Below are 15,282 nucleotides of genomic sequence, written 5' to 3' on the forward strand. Positions count from 1 at the left end.
CGCTTTGACTTTGAACTCAGTGCTGTACTGCTGGGTTTTCTTCCCCGTGATCATTTCCGGCATCGTTTTGCTCCTCCTGCGGAGTTATCGATGCGTGTCCACTACATCGGGGGAAGTCCAGCGCGTACTGGCGCAGCTTGTTATATGCCTCTCAAAGCGCATAAACACCTATAACCACAGCCACCACAGCGAGTATCACTTTGGCAGTGATTGCAGCGGATATATTTGGAGTAACTCCTGCAGCTATGGCCTTGCTTACGTACCAATCAGGATTAGCCAGAAGCACGATAATCATAACCGCGCTGTGGGCGGCCACTATGAATGCGATAATGCTCACAATAGACATCTATCACTCCCCCCGCTTCAACAGAGCAGCTCAATTTGACCCTTGATGTAGTTTGCGTCGGCTGCGGAAAACCCCATGCTCACCAAACTACCAAAGATCATCCCGAGAAATTGATTCTTTTTGTACCAGCCCATGCCCTGCTCTCGAACTACAGATGCCGCCATTTGAACAAGCTCATTCATGCTTGTTGGCGCACCTTCACTGCGCATGCTCGCCAAAATAGCTTCTCTTTCCGAGCCTTCTGCCTGCTGGACCATCTGAATCTGCATCGCAACAGCGGCGATGCCCTGAGACATGGTCAATAGAGTGCCTTTAGAAGGCCCGCCGAAGAATCCCATACTTCCTCCTTTGCATATAACGCCGCCAACACGCGCAGCTTTGTAGTGAAGGCGAAGCCGCAACGAAAAAGCTGTCGCCGTGCTTGGCTTTGTTAGACCACACCTGTATCACTTCTCGGCCTAGCCCAATTACAGTAGCGATGCGTAAGTCTTGCATTCTCTGGGACAGTTTTCCCGCCAACCCAATATTGCTTTATGTGGTCAAGAGCCGCATCATCTGCAGACTGAATTCGCTGCTGACAAATTGCACACGTTGGATCAGAAGCCATCATCTCTTCTTTCAACTTAAAACTGAAACAGCGAGGTTCTTTCTGATTGATACCAAGAACCGACTGCAATGATAACCGCCACTTGTCGAAGCGCACAGTTACAGCTTGAACTGAACTAGTGGACAGTTCAATAGAGTCAATAAACTCTTGATCTTCAGTCATTAAATAAACCAAAGCTTCTTTCACAGAATCAAGGCTCTGATACACCTTATTTTTATCTTCTCTGGCAAATGAATACATCAGTATGTCATACAGGGACGCATTGAACTTTTTGGGTTCCCAGTATCCGTTTGGCTGGCCATCTTTCCCCTTGTAGAAGCGTTTAAATGAGTTTTCTCCAAAAGCCGACCGAATAATTTGGCATGCATTCTTAAACGCAGATTTCAACTCTGATACTTCTTTGTCTGAAATGTTTCTTTTTTCAGCCGCCTCTGTATTTAGAAAATTACGCATAGGCGCTTTATAATTCAGATATGTCTTGTGATAGAAAGCACAAAAACGAAGAACTAACTCAATGTCTTTCATTCGCTTGTCTGGGCCCTTAAGGCCGCATATAAACATGAAATCTGGATCTTCTGACATTTCTTTCAAGGCGATATTAAAATTACCCCTGTAGAGGCAATTTCTCAATTCCTGATCATTGAGCTGAACAGACCCTGTGTTAAGGCGCTCAAATATCTCAAATTTCAGGTTCTCGCTAGAGTCTTTCTGGAAGGTAATAGCGCGTATCTTGTAGTAGCGAACTCTGTCTTGCAGCTCGTCTGAAAGATCACTAAATTTCTTGCCATTTAGTTCTGAACATACATTCAACCCGCTAAGCTTAAATGCTTTTCCGTCAGGGAACTGACCATCAATAAATGAAAAGAACGACGTCAATCTTTGCTGCCCATCAATAACGTATTCCTTGCCGTCTTTTTCTTCTGATAAATAAATAATCGGCAGAGGAATGTGAAGTATTGCAGATTCAACTAACTTGCTTGCCTTTTTTGCATCCCATACGTACTGCCTCTGGAAATCTGGCTGAAGAACAAGGCGACCACGTTTCTTCTTGTTGTGGAGAGATTCAATCTCAAGATCTCCACTTGAGGTATGAATTCGGTTGTTTTCTGGTGCAATTTGCACCGCTTCGTCGCCGTCATCATCAAAGCTAAGTAAACATTCTTCTTCAGATACCATTTTATCTCCCTGTTTGTTGTAGTACACGGAATATGCCGTTCCGTCTAACGCCCGCAGCAACGGCAGGAAAAAGTGGCGCGGCTTTTGGAACAAAAGACGTGACACTTTTTACTGTCCGATTGCCTGCGCTTGTTATGTTTTTACTCATCTTCTGGAACCAGAAGACCATTTGCGTACTTATATCCTTTGACCTCCAAGCCGATACCATCATAGATATTTTGATCAATCTCCGCTCGACCATTGAACCAATAAAGAATGTATTGATAGTAATCATCGATATTTCTCTGATCCATACCTAAACTTTCTGGATTTCTAATGCCATCTTCAAGCTTATTTCGTTCATGCAACCCAATTACACCATCTTTAAAAAGCTTCTTAACGATTTGCATACAACGCTCATAGCTATGAACACCATCTGCGTGCCTAAGAAACGTTAAAATATGGGTGTACTTACCTGAAAGTAGAGGATCTATTATCTCTGTTCGCTCATTACCGGTAATCGCTTTAATCTGAATTCCAGCACCTACTGTTGTTCCTTGTTGAGTGGCTGGTTCATATATTTCCGTTTTTGGCTTTTTCCTGATGAATCGGACATCCAATTGGTGTTGAGGATTATAAAACTGAGGGTATGAGCTCGATGTAGTAATAAATCCAGTTCCAATAGCTTTGAATTGGTCGACGTAGGTTTGATTTGGCTGCTGCCGTTTTGTGCTCCAAATAAAAGCATTCCGACCAATTGTTTGCTTGTTATCATTAAAGCATTGCACCGCATATGCTTCGAAAATGTAACCTGCAAATGAATGCGCTTGCAATCCTGTTCTAAATTGAAGCTGTCCGTTCACGCCATAAAAAAACCTTCCAGTCTCCAATCCGTCAGCTATCAGTTTATTATGATAGCGATCGCGCAATATTTGTTTTTTTAAATTTTCATCAATAGATATATGATTTGGATCCAACAACCCCACTGGAACATCAAACATTGCCCTTAGTTCTGGGTCTGATTGTATCTCCTGATTGGAGCATAGAATTTTAGTGCTCAACTCGACTCCTTAGAAAACATAACAGCTTGTTATGCCTTAGGCACAATAAATTTCTCATAGCATTCGGAGCAGAGCCAGGTGCGGCCATCAGTTGTATACCCTACACCTGACTCAGGATTATCCGTCTCGTACAACGACCACCAACATATTTCACAATGGTCGTGACTCCAGCCATCCTCTACCAGCCTTGTATACTCAGGACGATAACTTTGGCCAACGTACTCTGACGTTTTACCTTTAGATACGAGAGCAGCTCGTGGCAGCCACTTTTGCTTTTTCCACACTTGCTCCCGCGCCCACTCTATTTGCTCATTAATATCGGAAATTTTCCATTTATCGCCGTGTATGGATACGTACTCTTCCATTTCCTCACCCGGCATAACAGCTTGTTAGACCGACCACTTCATGATTAGACATCTTTGACATCCACAAAAGTACGCTTCGTTATTACTCTGAATCTGAGGAGCCTTTTCAAAAAAGTAGCCTAAAACCAAGCAATTACCAGCGTAAAATTATCAAATTATGTAATATCACTACGCAATAACGAAGCGGTCACGCGATTACACGGTCGCAGTGGGTGCGGGCACAAACAAAAAAGGCCCGAAGCGCAAGCTAAAGGCCTTTCTGTTTTACCTACCAATCACGCACTTCAACCGCACTTACTATCCCCGCAAGACAAGCAAGTCGCACAACCATCCATCACGATTACCGCCTTAGTGTTGCATTTGCCGCACATGGTGGCGTTGGGTGGGAAGTCGCCAGCCTTGTCGTCGTTGGTTGCCTTGGCGTTGTTGGCTTCAAACTCCGCGCGCTTTTCGGCGAGGATGCGTTTGGTGGTTTCGCTCATTTCTTCGCTTTCCATCAGGCCTACTGCTTTCAGGTGCTTCTCAATGACCGCGCCAATTTCAGCCACCAAGGAGGGCATGAATACGCCGCCTTTTTTAAAGTAGCCGCCGTTGGGGTCGTATACGGAGCGCAGCTCTTCCACTAGGAAGGTCAGGTCGCCGCCTTTGCGAAATACCGCAGAGATTACGCGGGTGAGGGCGATTACCCACTGGAAGTGCTCCATGGATTTGGAGTTGATGAACACTTCGTACGGCTGACGGCTTTCGTGGTCTGTGTCTTCGTTGAGCAAGATGTCGTTGATGGTGATGTACATCGCGTGTTCGGCCACGGGCGGCTTGATTTTGTAGGTGGTGCCCACGAGAAAATCTGGCCGTTCGATGTATTCATTCATCTTCTGCAGCTTTGGCTCCTGCTGCGCCGGTGCCTGCTGTTCAGTCGGTGCGTCTGTGTCGGCTTTCTTTACCCGGTAGCCGACGATTTTATTGCTGATTTTAACTGTCATTTCTAAATGTCCTGTGTCGGTGTTCCGGATCAATACTTTCCGTAGGTGCCTTCTTTGAGCGCGTCAAACAGGTTGGCGGCGGTGTGCATTTCGCCATCGTACTCTACCTGTTCGTTGCCTTTCAGCTCTACTTTGCTGCCGTCGTCGAGGGTGAACTCGTAGAGGGTGTTTTCAAGGTCTTTCTCTTTTACCAGTACGCCCTGAAAGGCTTCCGGGTTAAAGCGGAAGGTGGTGCAGCCTTTTAGGCCCATGTCGTAGGCGTAGAGGTAAATGTTTTTGAAGTCCTGATACGCGAATTCGGTGGGTACGTTCGCTGTTTTTGAGATTGAGGAGTCTACCCATTTCTGGGCGGCAGCCTGAATATCTACGTGCTGTGCCGGGCTTACATCATCTGCGGTGGTGAAGTAGCTGGGTAGTTTTTTGTCTTCTTCGTCTGAGAAGGGCATGGCACCGGGGTTTACCAGGTGGCGATAGGCCAGCAGCTCGAAGGAGAATACGTCGACTTTTTCTTTGGTTTTACGGCCTTCGCGGATGACGTTACGGGCGTAATGGTGCGAGAAGCTTGGCTCTATGCCGTTACTGGCGTTGTTGGCAAGCGACAGGCTGATGGTGCCAGTGGGTGCAATGGAGGTGTGGTGGGTAAAGCGACCACCTTTCTCAGCCAGTTTTTCAACCAGCTCTGGCTCAACTTTGGCAATTTCCTGCATGTAGCGGCTGTATTTGGCGTGCAGCACGCGGCCTGGCAGTTTATCGCCGATCTTATGGCCATCTTTGGCCAGTTGAGGGTTTTTACCCATCATTTTCGGGGTAATTTCAAACTCGTCGTCCATGATGGGCGCAACGCCTTTCTCTTCGGCCAGTGCCAGCGACTGGCGCCAGCCTTCCACGGCCATTTCACGCACTACGTCTTCGGTGAACTGTACAGATTCATCAGAACCGTAGGGCATGCGCAGCATGGCAAGAGTTGAGCCCAAGCCCAGAATGCCCATGCCGTGACGGCGCTTGTAGGTGATTTCGTGGCGCTGCTCGGCCAGTGGCAGGCCGTTGATCTCTACTACGTTGTCCAGCATGCGGGTGAAAATGCCCACAACCTTGCGGTACTTTTCATAGTTGAAGCTGGCCTTTTCGGTGAACGGGTAGTCCACAAACTTGGTCAGGTTCACAGAACCCAGCAGGCAGCTGCCATAAGGGGGCAGGGGCTGTTCGCCGCATGGGTTGGTGGCGCGGATGTCTTCGCAGAACCAGTTGTTGTTCATCTGATTGACCTTGTCGATCAGGATGAAGCCGGGTTCTGCATAATCGTAGGTGGAGGTCATGATGGTGTCCCAGATGAACTGGGCTTTCAGGGTGCGGTAAATGCGGCACGCTACCTTGCCTTCATCGTTAACCACATAGCCGTCTAATATCGGGAAGTCACGATATACGAATTGATTTGGGTCGGTGAGGTCCAGGCCTTCTTCCGCTACTTCTTTCTCGGTAACCGGGAAGGAGAGATGCCAGTCGCTGTCGTTACGAACGGCTTCAATAAAATCTTCGGTGATCAGCAGAGACAGGTTGAACTGGCGCAGGCGGCCGTCTTCACGCTTGGCCTGAATGAAGTCGATAACATCCGGGTGGTGAACATCAAAGGTGGCCATCTGGGCACCGCGGCGGCCACCAGCAGAAGACACGGTAAAGCACATGCGGTCGAATATATCCATGAACGACAGCGGGCCAGATGTGGTTGCGCCGGCGCCAGCAACGTAAGCACCTTTGGGGCGCAGGGTAGAGAACTCGTAACCGATACCACAGCCCGCCTTTAGAGTTAGGCCTGCTTCGTGGTTTTTCTCCAGAATGTCGTTCATGGAATCCTGAACGGACCCAGATACGGTGCAGTTGATGGTGGAGGTTGCAGGCTTGTGCGCTTCGGCACCGGCGTTGGAGGTAATTCGGCCTGCGGGAATGGCGCCGTTTTTGAGGGCCCAGGCAAAGTTTTTCATCTGCTCGGTGCGCACACTTTTATTTTCGACTTGTGCCAAGGCCGTAGCAACGCGGTGGTATGTGGCGTTGATGTCTTTGTCTACAGGTTCGCCGGTCTTGGTTTTAAGCTGGTACTTGCTGTTCCAGATGTCGAGCGAAGTTTCCTGCATCGGAATCGTTGTAACCACTGCCTCTGCCTTAGCGTTCATTGCCACCCCTAAATCTTCAAGTATGTCTGTTGTCGAAGGCACCGATTATTGGCGCTGTCCCTGTAGAGCGCCGCAAAATCTGGGCTGGCGCTCTTGCTTTCTATGCTGTTTTCAATTTCTCGCCGAAAAAACACTATATGTGGTGCTTGCGATAATCTGAGGTAACGCCCTAGCACTCAATAAACACGCCCCGATTGCGGCAGCCTGTGGGGCTTTGGCCGTGGGAAGGCGTGTTTGGGCGTATGTTTGCTATACAGCTGTTAGCCCTATATGTAGTTTTATTTTCAGGGGAGTATAACAGGATATAGTGGTTTGTGAATTTAAGCGGGACTATTGATAAGTGACTTCCGGCAAAGAAAATCAATGGAAAATGGCTTGCAAGAAGGAAAACTCTGGGAAATCCGGCGCTTGAGTGGAAAAGCTAAGGATTACTATATGTTGTGATTAAAAAACATACCGCTCAGGCTGATTTTGTTAACAAACTCACACAATTTGTGACTTCTGCACGTACTCAGAATAAACGTGTCGTTAAAGTAGCGATGTGGAGTCGAACATCGCAGTGGCCCACAGGACGTGATAACGACCATAATAAGGAAAAGAACAATGAAAGGCCTGAAACCTACATTGCTAGCGCTGTGTATTGCAGGGGCTCCGCCTGCAGTCATGGCTGAGATACAACGCTTGGATGATTCTATGATGGGTGACATCACGGGGCAGGCAGGCGTGAGCATTGAACTTGAAACAAAGATTGATATCGGCCGTTTCCTTTATTTCGATGAGGGTGCCTTGGCCATCGAGAACATCAGTATTGGCGGTGCGGAGCGCACGGATTTTTTCGGGTTTAACGGGATTGGCGGGCCTACTGCCAATGACCGTCTGGACAACATTCGTATCGATATTGATGTACTCGCCGATGGTGATGCGGCCATTAATATTGTGCCTACCAACTTTGGTGCCGTCGATTTCCGGGTTACCACAGGGGCTTGGTATTTGGCGGCGACTGATGGAAGCAATGAGTACACCGATCTGATTGATAACTTTCTAGCGGAAGGCTTGATGGCGCGCGGCTCGATTCGTATTGATACGGCCTCAGACATAATGCGCTTTAGAACGGCTTTTGCGATAGAGAACATGCAGTTTGATGTGCCGTTTCTGGGCATTGGTGTTCGCGGCATGCAAATAACCGGTGCCGATTACGACCGTAGCTTCCCAAGCCCGCTGGATCTGTTTGCCGAAGTGGATCTTTATATCTACGAAGGCGCACGGTTCTCCAACGGCTGGTCGTCTCTGGCTATTGATATGCCCTCGTTTCGAGCAGACGTTGGTATCGATGGCGTGATCATTGGCCAGCAGTCGATTGGTAGTATTTTTATTGATGATTTGGCGATCACAGATACGGCCATGCGTATCTACGGTCACTAGAGGTTAGTGCAGTAAACAAAGCGGGAGCTCACGAGGCTCCCGCTTTTCGTTAGCCCAGCAGTAGGCTGTCGTCATCCACTGAAAGCCCGCGTTGTTTTTCAAACAACTCCAGCAGATCTTTTACTTCCAGACCTTCCCGGTCTTTGCCTTCAATATCAAACACCACTTGCCCTTGGTGCAGCATTACTGTGCGGGTGCCAACTTCCAGCGCCTGTTTCATGCTGTGGGTAACCATCAGTGCCGTTAGCTTTTGGTCTTCGATGATTTTTGTGGTGAGCGCCAAAACGAAGGCCGCCGTTTTGGGGTCCAGCGCTGCGGTGTGCTCATCCAGCAGGAGAATGGCAGAGGGCGTAAGGCTTGCCATCAACAGGCTGACTGCTTGACGCTGGCCACCTGAGAGTAGGCCCATCTTGTCGCCAAGGCGGTTTTCCAGCCCTAAGTTTAGGGAAGACAGGCTTTCCTTAAACTGCTCCATATACTGCTTTTTTACCGCTGTGCTCAGCCCACGGCGTTGGCCGCGTTTGATGGCGAGCGCGAGATTTTCCTCAATGCTCAAGCCTTCGCAGGTACCGGCTAGTGGGTCTTGAAATACCCGCGCCACACGGCCCGCCCGTTTGTGAGTTGGCAGTTTGGTTACGTTCACGTTGTCGACAACAATGGTGCCGCTATCCACCAGCGTTTCACCCGCCAGAGCATTAAGAAAGGTAGATTTGCCAGCTCCGTTACTACCAATCACGGTCACAAACTCACCCTGATTGACGGTGAGGCTCATGCCTCTTAGTGCGGGGTTTTCCAGCGGGGTGCCTTTGCCAAAGGTAAGCCGGAGGTCGGTTGCAGTGATCATATTGCCTCCTCAGGCTTTTTTGCGGGTGAGTTTGCTAACCAGTGAGCTGCGAACGCCCGGCAATACGATGGCCAGAGTTACCAGTACAGCTGTTATCAGGTTGAGATCCTGAGCTTGTAAACCGAGGAAGTCGGCGTTCAGGGCAAAGGCAATGGCCAGACGATAAATGATGGCGCCAACCACGCATGCAATCAAAGCGCGAACAACGGTAGATGGCGTTATAACCGCTTCGCCACCAATCAATGATGCTAGGCCGATAACAATGACACCAACGCCCATGGTTACGTCTGCTGCGCCCTGACTCTGTGCAAACAGCGCACCGGCGAGGCCGACCATGCCGTTGGAGACAGCAACACCAAGGATGATCATAGTGCCAGTGGCTATACCCTGAGCCCGTGCCATTCTGGGATTGGCACCGGTGGCGCGCATGGCGAGACCGGTTTCTGACTTCATGAATCGCCAGAGCAGTATCAAGGAGATAAGGATCACAATCGAGAACAGAAGCACCGGCACCTGATGGTAAGCGAGGTCTAGCGAGTACCAAGGCGTGAGTACGGTTTCTTCGCCAAGTAACGCGATGTTCGGCCGACCCATCACCCGAAGGTTGACGGAATATAGGGCAATCATCGTGAGGATGGATGCCAGCAGGTTCAGGATGTTCAGCTTTACGTTAAGAATGGCGGTTACTGCACCAGCGGCCATGCCGGCCAGTACCGCTGAGCCGGTTGCCAACCAAGGGTTCCAGCCTTCCATAATAAGAACCGCTGCAACAGCTGCGCCCAGAGGGAAGCTGCCGTCTACGGTCAGATCCGGGAAATCGAGTACACGAAAAGAGAGGTAAATACCGAACGCAACCAGACCGTAAATAAGGCCAGTTTCGACTGCGCCGTAAAATGCAATTTCACTGAGCATGGGAAAGATTCGCTGTGGTAGAAAAACGGGCGGGCCCTTTATACAGAACCCGCCCGTGTAAGTCAGGCGTTACTTGTCGCTCTTAACGATTTCTGCAGCTTCGGCAATGATGTCATCAGACAAGGTGATGCCCATGCGCTCGCCAGCTTCCGGGTTAACAAACAGGTTGAGTTTTTCCATGGTTTCTACCGCCATATCCCCTGGCTTTTCACCCTCAAGAATGCGCGCAACCATTACGCCAGCTTGGCGACCGTGGTCGTAGTAATCAAAACCCAGTGCTGCAACGGCGCCACGTGCAACGGTAGCTGTGTCGGCAGCAAATACCGGGATTTTAGCGCGTTCGCCTACAGAGATGACGGCTTCGGCCGCGCTGATCACGGTGTTATCGGTAGTGAGGTAAATGGCGTCGGCTTTGCCCACCAAAGAACGGGCCGCACCCAGTACTTCAGACGTTTTAGTTGCGGCACCTTTAACCAAAGGCAGGCCGCGGGCTTCCAAGCGCTCTTCGAGCAGTTCAATCAATGACACTGCGTTAGCTTCACCGGGGTTGTACACAGTGCCAATGCGCTTGGCATCCGGAACCATACGCAGGAGCATGTCCAAGTGTTTGTCGATAGGCAGCATGTCGCTTACGCCGGTAATGTTCGCACCCGGTGCTTCAGCATTCTTTACCAGCTTCGCGCCGACTGGGTCGGTTACGGCAGCAAACACAACAGGGATATTACGGGCGGCCGCAGCAACGGTTTGTGCGGAAGGGGTTGCGATGGCCACAATCACATCTACACCTTCACCCACGAATTTGCGCGCAATCTGAGAGGCAATGGCGGAGTTACCCTGGGCGCTTTCATGCATGAGCTTCAGGTTTTCACCTTCTTTATAACCTCGTTCGGCCAGCTCATCTTTAACGCCTTGATGAACAGCATCGAGCGCTGGGTGCTCAACAATCTGTGTAATTGCCACAACCCGAGGCTCTGCAGCCATTGAAAGACTCGTCAATGCCATTAGTGACGCGCCCAGTAGGGTGCGCAGTGTTTTCTTGGCCATATGCCTATCTCCGAGGTTTTTTATGATGTTTGCGGTAATAAGGTGCGAGAGTTTATCACAGCCCCGCCAACTTGGTGATAGGGCATGTTAGTGTGGTTGTGGCCTGATCTGACATTCTCTAGGTGAGTTTCTCATCTGTTGGCCTGAGTCACGCTTTAACGGGCCATAATGTGTTGAAATACACTACTAAAGTCTAAATAATGCCCTCAATAAATCAAATAACGAATGCAAGGAACGTTCATGCAAACAAAAAATAAGCTTCCGCTGGATATGGTCTATCACTGGGAGTCTGCCAAGGCGAATTCGTTGTATATGACTCAGCCTATTGGCAACGGCAAAGTGGTGGAGTACACCTGGGGAAGGGCTGTTGATGAAGCTCGCCGTATGGCGTCTTACCTAAAATCTCTGAACTTGCCAGAGAAGAGCCGTATTGGTTTGATTTCCAAAAACTGCGCGCATTGGATCATGACTGACTGGGCCATCTGGATGGCCGGTCACATTTCTGTGCCTTTGTACCCAACTCTGAATGCCGACACAGTGAAATACGTACTGAACCACGCAGAGTGCGACGTTCTGTTTGTTGGCAAGCTTGATGACTGGGATATGATGAAGCCGGGTGTTCCGGAATCTGTTCGCTGCATTTCTTACCCTCTGAGCCCACCTAACGATTTTGAAACCTGGGATGACATAGTTGCCAAGTACCCGCCTCTGGAGGAAAACGTTCAGCGCGATGCGGATGAGCTTGCAACCATCGTTTACACCTCAGGCAGTACAGGGAAGCCTAAAGGCGTGATGCTGAGCTTCCGCAATATGGCTTTTGCCGCCGAGGGTGGCATGGAAGTTCTGCAAGTAGGCCCTGAAGAGCGCATGTTGTCTTACCTCCCGTTGGCGCACGTGTTTGAACGTACGTTTGTTGAGCTAGCATCTTTGTATGCTGGTTTTCATCTGTTCTTTGCAGAATCTCTCGACACGTTTGTTGACGATATGAAGCGCGCCCAACCAACGCTGTTCCTATCGGTACCGCGGCTGTGGGTTAGGTTCCAGCAGGGTGTGCTGCAAAAGCTGCCACAGAAGAAACTCAACAAGCTGTTGAAGGTTCCGGTAGTCAGCAAGCTGATCAAGAAAAAAGTCCTTAAAGGGTTGGGGCTGGATAAAGTGAAGCTGGCCGGTAGTGGCTCTGCACCTTTGGCTGGAGATGTGCTGGATTGGTACCGGAACCTTGGTTTGGAACTGCTTGAAGGCTACGGGATGTCCGAGAACTTTGCCTACTCGCATATCAATAAGCCGGGGCGTTCCCGCACGGGGTATGTTGGCGAATCCATGCCGGGCGTAGACACTAAAATAAGCCCTGAGGGTGAAATCCTAATCAAGAGCCCAGCCACTATGATGGGCTACTATAAGGATGAGGAAAACACCAAATCTGCCTTTACGGAAGACGGCTATCTGAAAACCGGCGATAAGGGCGAAATCGACGAGATGGGTCGCCTGAAGATCACCGGTCGGATGAAGGAGATTTTCAAAACCAGCAAAGGTAAGTACATCGCGCCTGCGCCGATTGAAAATAAGCTGATGGCAAACCAGTCGATTGAATTGGTTTGCGTGTCTGGTGCCAATCAGACTCAGCCCTTTGCCATGATTCAGTTAGCCGAAGGTATTCGACCAACGGTTGGTGATCCGAATGTGCGCAAGGAGCTTGAAGCGGAATTGACGGAGTTGGTCGAAAGGGTGAATAAAACCGTAGATCCCCACGAGCAGTTGGCCTTTGTGATCATTGTTAGCGACGAGTGGACGATTGAGAACAGCTTCCTGACGCCAACATTGAAGCTCAAGCGGAACGTTGTTGAGAACACCTATGAGAATCAGGTAAACGAGTGGTACGCGCAGCGTAAGAAGGTTGTTTGGCAGTAATGCGCAAGCTGTAGTGTGTTCAGATCAGGCCCGGCTAAGCCGGGCCTGATTCGTTTTAGAGCCGACATTGGTCGCATAGGGAAAAGCGGATGACGGGCATAGAATTAACTCATATCAGGAGGGGTTTATGGCTCAGCTTTCTGCATTCCAAAAGCGTATTCATGAGGAAATTCCGCTTTCCCGTGCGCTTGGTATCGAATTGCATTCCTGGGATGGCAGTTCACTGCTTATCAGTGCGCCGCTTGCGCAAAATACCAACCACCAAGGCACCGGATTTGGTGGTAGCGTTTACTCGGTGGCTGTAACCGCGGCTTGGGGGCTTACGGAGCTTGCACTGGCCGATCTCGGTTTAAAGGGCAGCGTGGTGGTACAGACGGGCAGTATTGATTATCTGGACCCGGTGACCTCGGATTTCTACGCGATTTGCCGCCTGCCGGGCGATGAGATACCGGAACGTTTCAGAAAGAGTCTTGCAAGGCACGGCAAAGGCCGTTTGGATTTGACCACTGAGGTGTTCTGCGGAGCGCCGAACACCTTGCCCCAAGGTGATCCTGTGGCTGTGTTTCAGGGTCGGTTTGTGGTTCAAGACGCTCGCTCAAAACTGGCGCCCCAGCTTTGAGGTGCCCCATCACGCGATAGAGCGGGTGTTGGAGATTGAGCGGCTCATCAGGATGATTGGAATGATGCCTGCCAATACAATGATAAGCGCGGGCAAGGCGCTGTGATACAGGCGCTCGTCAGACGCAAATTGGTACACGTAGGTCGCCAGAGTTTCAAAGTTGAACGGCCGAAGTATCAGCGTAGCCGGTAATTCCTTCATGCAGTCTACAAAAACCACCAATGCTGCGGTTATCAATGTGCCGCGCAGCATGGGAAGATGTACCTTTACCAGTGTTTTGCCAGGGCTGTTCCCCAGAGACCGAGAGGCCATATCCATACTCGGGGTGATTTTCTGCAGCGCGCTTTCCACGCTACCTGCTGATACCGCCAGAAATCGCACAGTGTAGGCAAACACAATGGCGAAAGCGGAGCCGCTGAGCAGTAGGCCGGTACTTACGCCAAAGTAGTCCCGCATTAGGCTGTCCAGCCAGTTATCAAAACCGGCCAAAGGCACGATCACCCCAACAGCCAGCACTGCGCCCGGCATTGCATACCCTAAGCTTGAGAGACGCATGAGTACCTGCATACCACGGGTGTTATGAAGCCTGCGGCTGTACGCGAGAGTAATGCCGATCAAAAGCGTGGTTAGTGCTGCGGTGCCTGAAAGAAAAAGGCTGTTGAAGGTGTTGCGGATGAAATCTGGGTTCCAGCTTTCACCAAAATACTCCCAGGCATACACGCCAAGTGTAACCCCGGGAATTACAAAGCCTAGCACCACGGGTAAGGCGCAAACGGCAACGCAAATGAGCTGTCTTGGGAAGGACATGGTAAATCTGCGTATAGGGTCGCGGTTATCCCTCGCTGCGAACTGCTGCTGGCGCCGCCGGGAATAGCGCTCAAGCGTAACGAGAATAACAACGAAGATAAGCATGGTTGTGGCTATTTGGGCAGCACCACCGAGATTCCCGAGATTCATCCAAGTGTCGAATAAACCGGCAGTGAGTGTTTGTACCGCAAAGAAATCCACAGTGCCGAAATCGTTTAGCGTTTCCATCAGTACTAACGAGAGGCCGACCGCAACAGCCGGGCGGGCGATGGGTAACACCACTTTAAAAAATGTGCTCAGCGCTGAATGGCCAAGGCTGCGGCTGACCGCAAACAAAGACGGCGACTGTTCCAAAAAAGCAGCGCGGGCAAGAAGGTAAACGTAAGGGTAAAGCACCAAGCCTATCATTAGCGTGGCGCCTTCCAGACTGCGGATTTCAGGAAACCAGTAGTCAGCTGCGTTGGTCCAGCCAAACAAGTCCCTCAAGGCGCCCTGTACGGGGCCTGCGTAATCCAAAAGACTCGTGTAAACATAAGCGATTACATAGGCCGGTACGGCGAAAGGCAGTAGCATCGCCCATTCGAAAAACTTACGCCCCGGGAAGTCGCACATGGTAACTGCCCAGGCGGTTGAAAGGCCGATGACCAGAGTAATCGCGCCAACGCCCGCCATCAGCTTGATGGTTGTGACCAGATAGCGGGGTAGGGTGGTGTCCAGCAAATGTGGCCAGATATTCTCTTCCGGGAAGAAGGCGAGAAATATAACGGAGAGTACCGGCAAGGCAACAATGGCGGTGGTTAATAAAGCACTGAACAGCCAGCGGCGGGAGGTACGCTTTGCCAGCAAGGGCTGGGTAAGCCCGGGGTTAACGCTGGTCGCGGCCTCGCTCATAGGGTTCCTGTTATAAAAATGGAAGAGGTAAAACGACGGTTCTGGTTATTTGGTAAAGAGGTAAGCCAGACCGAAGGTTGACGATTGTAGTCAGCTCAAATTGCCTCTGCAATGATCAGAATCATTTGTTCCTGTGATTGATAGTGATTG

General features: G+C 50.2%; 14 protein-coding genes. 3 read left to right on the top strand and 11 right to left on the bottom strand.

Annotated elements, in window-relative coordinates:
- Positions 1 to 151: 151 nt before the first annotated feature.
- From FE845_RS09830 to FE845_RS09860, 7 genes are all read right to left on the bottom strand, one after another.
- A complete protein-coding gene (locus FE845_RS09830; protein WP_200364017.1) occupies positions 152 to 346 on the bottom strand; it encodes a hypothetical protein in 195 nt (64 codons plus the stop codon).
- Between the two features lie 17 nt (positions 347 to 363).
- Positions 364 to 684, bottom strand: coding sequence for a hypothetical protein (locus FE845_RS09835; protein ID WP_200364019.1), 321 nt, complete (start codon positions 682 to 684; stop codon positions 364 to 366).
- Between the two features lie 92 nt (positions 685 to 776).
- The gene (locus FE845_RS09840; RefSeq protein WP_200364021.1) at positions 777 to 2,234 is read right to left on the bottom strand and encodes a DUF262 domain-containing protein; all 1,458 of its coding nucleotides are present in this window, start codon (positions 2,232 to 2,234) and stop codon (positions 777 to 779) included.
- Between the two features lie 35 nt (positions 2,235 to 2,269).
- Complete coding sequence (locus FE845_RS09845) at positions 2,270 to 3,169, bottom strand: hypothetical protein (protein ID WP_200364023.1); 900 nt, start codon at positions 3,167 to 3,169, stop codon at positions 2,270 to 2,272.
- 29 nt (positions 3,170 to 3,198) lie between these two features.
- Positions 3,199 to 3,534, bottom strand: coding sequence for a hypothetical protein (locus FE845_RS09850; RefSeq protein ID WP_200364026.1), 336 nt, complete (start codon positions 3,532 to 3,534; stop codon positions 3,199 to 3,201).
- Between the two features lie 284 nt (positions 3,535 to 3,818).
- On the bottom strand, positions 3,819 to 4,517 hold the full coding sequence (locus FE845_RS09855; protein WP_200364028.1) for an NrdJb: 699 nt from the start codon (positions 4,515 to 4,517) through the stop codon (positions 3,819 to 3,821).
- A 29-nt stretch (positions 4,518 to 4,546) separates the two neighbouring features.
- A complete protein-coding gene (locus FE845_RS09860; RefSeq protein ID WP_200364030.1) occupies positions 4,547 to 6,685 on the bottom strand; it encodes an adenosylcobalamin-dependent ribonucleoside-diphosphate reductase in 2,139 nt (712 codons plus the stop codon).
- A 603-nt stretch (positions 6,686 to 7,288) separates the two neighbouring features.
- Between FE845_RS09860 and FE845_RS09865 the strand changes: the two genes are divergently transcribed.
- Positions 7,289 to 8,107, top strand: a complete 819-nt coding sequence (locus FE845_RS09865; protein WP_200364032.1) for a DUF6160 family protein — start codon at positions 7,289 to 7,291, stop codon at positions 8,105 to 8,107.
- Positions 8,108 to 8,156: 49 nt separating this feature from the next.
- Here FE845_RS09865 and FE845_RS09870 read toward each other — a convergent pair whose 3' ends face one another.
- From FE845_RS09870 to FE845_RS09880, 3 genes are all read right to left on the bottom strand, one after another.
- Positions 8,157 to 8,951, bottom strand: a complete 795-nt coding sequence (locus FE845_RS09870; RefSeq protein WP_200364034.1) for an ABC transporter ATP-binding protein — start codon at positions 8,949 to 8,951, stop codon at positions 8,157 to 8,159.
- A 9-nt stretch (positions 8,952 to 8,960) separates the two neighbouring features.
- Positions 8,961 to 9,863 carry an ABC transporter permease gene (locus FE845_RS09875; RefSeq protein ID WP_200364036.1) on the bottom strand — a complete coding sequence of 301 codons (903 nt, stop codon included), beginning with the start codon at positions 9,861 to 9,863 and terminating at the stop codon, positions 8,961 to 8,963.
- 69 nt (positions 9,864 to 9,932) lie between these two features.
- Positions 9,933 to 10,907 (bottom strand): ABC transporter substrate-binding protein, encoded by a 975-nt coding sequence (locus FE845_RS09880; RefSeq protein WP_200364038.1) that lies wholly within the window; start codon positions 10,905 to 10,907, stop codon positions 9,933 to 9,935.
- A 240-nt stretch (positions 10,908 to 11,147) separates the two neighbouring features.
- Here FE845_RS09880 and FE845_RS09885 point away from each other — a divergent pair, with 240 nt between their 5' ends.
- Positions 11,148 to 12,815: an AMP-binding protein gene (locus FE845_RS09885; protein ID WP_200364040.1), complete on the top strand. Its 1,668-nt coding sequence runs from the start codon at positions 11,148 to 11,150 to the stop codon at positions 12,813 to 12,815.
- 127 nt (positions 12,816 to 12,942) lie between these two features.
- Entirely contained in the window at positions 12,943 to 13,434 is a 492-nt protein-coding gene (locus tag FE845_RS09890) for a thioesterase domain-containing protein (protein WP_200364042.1), read from the top strand.
- Between the two features lie 9 nt (positions 13,435 to 13,443).
- On the opposite strand, the gene FE845_RS09895 is transcribed toward FE845_RS09890, so the two are convergent.
- On the bottom strand, positions 13,444 to 15,132 hold the full coding sequence (locus FE845_RS09895) for an ABC transporter permease (RefSeq protein WP_200364044.1): 1,689 nt from the start codon (positions 15,130 to 15,132) through the stop codon (positions 13,444 to 13,446).
- Positions 15,133 to 15,282: the final 150 nt, after the last annotated feature.

Origin of the sequence: Marinobacter sp. 1-4A (genome assembly GCF_016597725.1) — a bacterium.
In the GTDB taxonomy this organism is placed as follows: Bacteria; Pseudomonadota; Gammaproteobacteria; order Pseudomonadales; family Oleiphilaceae; genus Marinobacter.

Coding starts and splice junctions, on each gene's coding strand:
- FE845_RS09830 (WP_200364017.1), bottom strand. CDS start 346: ATGTCTATTGTGAGCATTATCGCATTCATAGTGGCCGCCCACAGCGCG.
- FE845_RS09835 (WP_200364019.1), bottom strand. CDS start 684: ATGGGATTCTTCGGCGGGCCTTCTAAAGGCACTCTATTGACCATGTCT.
- FE845_RS09850 (WP_200364026.1), bottom strand. CDS start 3,534: ATGGAAGAGTACGTATCCATACACGGCGATAAATGGAAAATTTCCGAT.
- FE845_RS09855 (WP_200364028.1), bottom strand. CDS start 4,517: ATGACAGTTAAAATCAGCAATAAAATCGTCGGCTACCGGGTAAAGAAA.
- FE845_RS09860 (WP_200364030.1), bottom strand. CDS start 6,685: ATGAACGCTAAGGCAGAGGCAGTGGTTACAACGATTCCGATGCAGGAA.
- FE845_RS09865 (WP_200364032.1), top strand. CDS start 7,289: ATGAAAGGCCTGAAACCTACATTGCTAGCGCTGTGTATTGCAGGGGCT.
- FE845_RS09870 (WP_200364034.1), bottom strand. CDS start 8,951: ATGATCACTGCAACCGACCTCCGGCTTACCTTTGGCAAAGGCACCCCG.
- FE845_RS09875 (WP_200364036.1), bottom strand. CDS start 9,863: ATGCTCAGTGAAATTGCATTTTACGGCGCAGTCGAAACTGGCCTTATT.
- FE845_RS09880 (WP_200364038.1), bottom strand. CDS start 10,907: ATGGCCAAGAAAACACTGCGCACCCTACTGGGCGCGTCACTAATGGCA.
- FE845_RS09885 (WP_200364040.1), top strand. CDS start 11,148: ATGCAAACAAAAAATAAGCTTCCGCTGGATATGGTCTATCACTGGGAG.
- FE845_RS09890 (WP_200364042.1), top strand. CDS start 12,943: ATGGCTCAGCTTTCTGCATTCCAAAAGCGTATTCATGAGGAAATTCCG.
- FE845_RS09895 (WP_200364044.1), bottom strand. CDS start 15,132: ATGAGCGAGGCCGCGACCAGCGTTAACCCCGGGCTTACCCAGCCCTTG.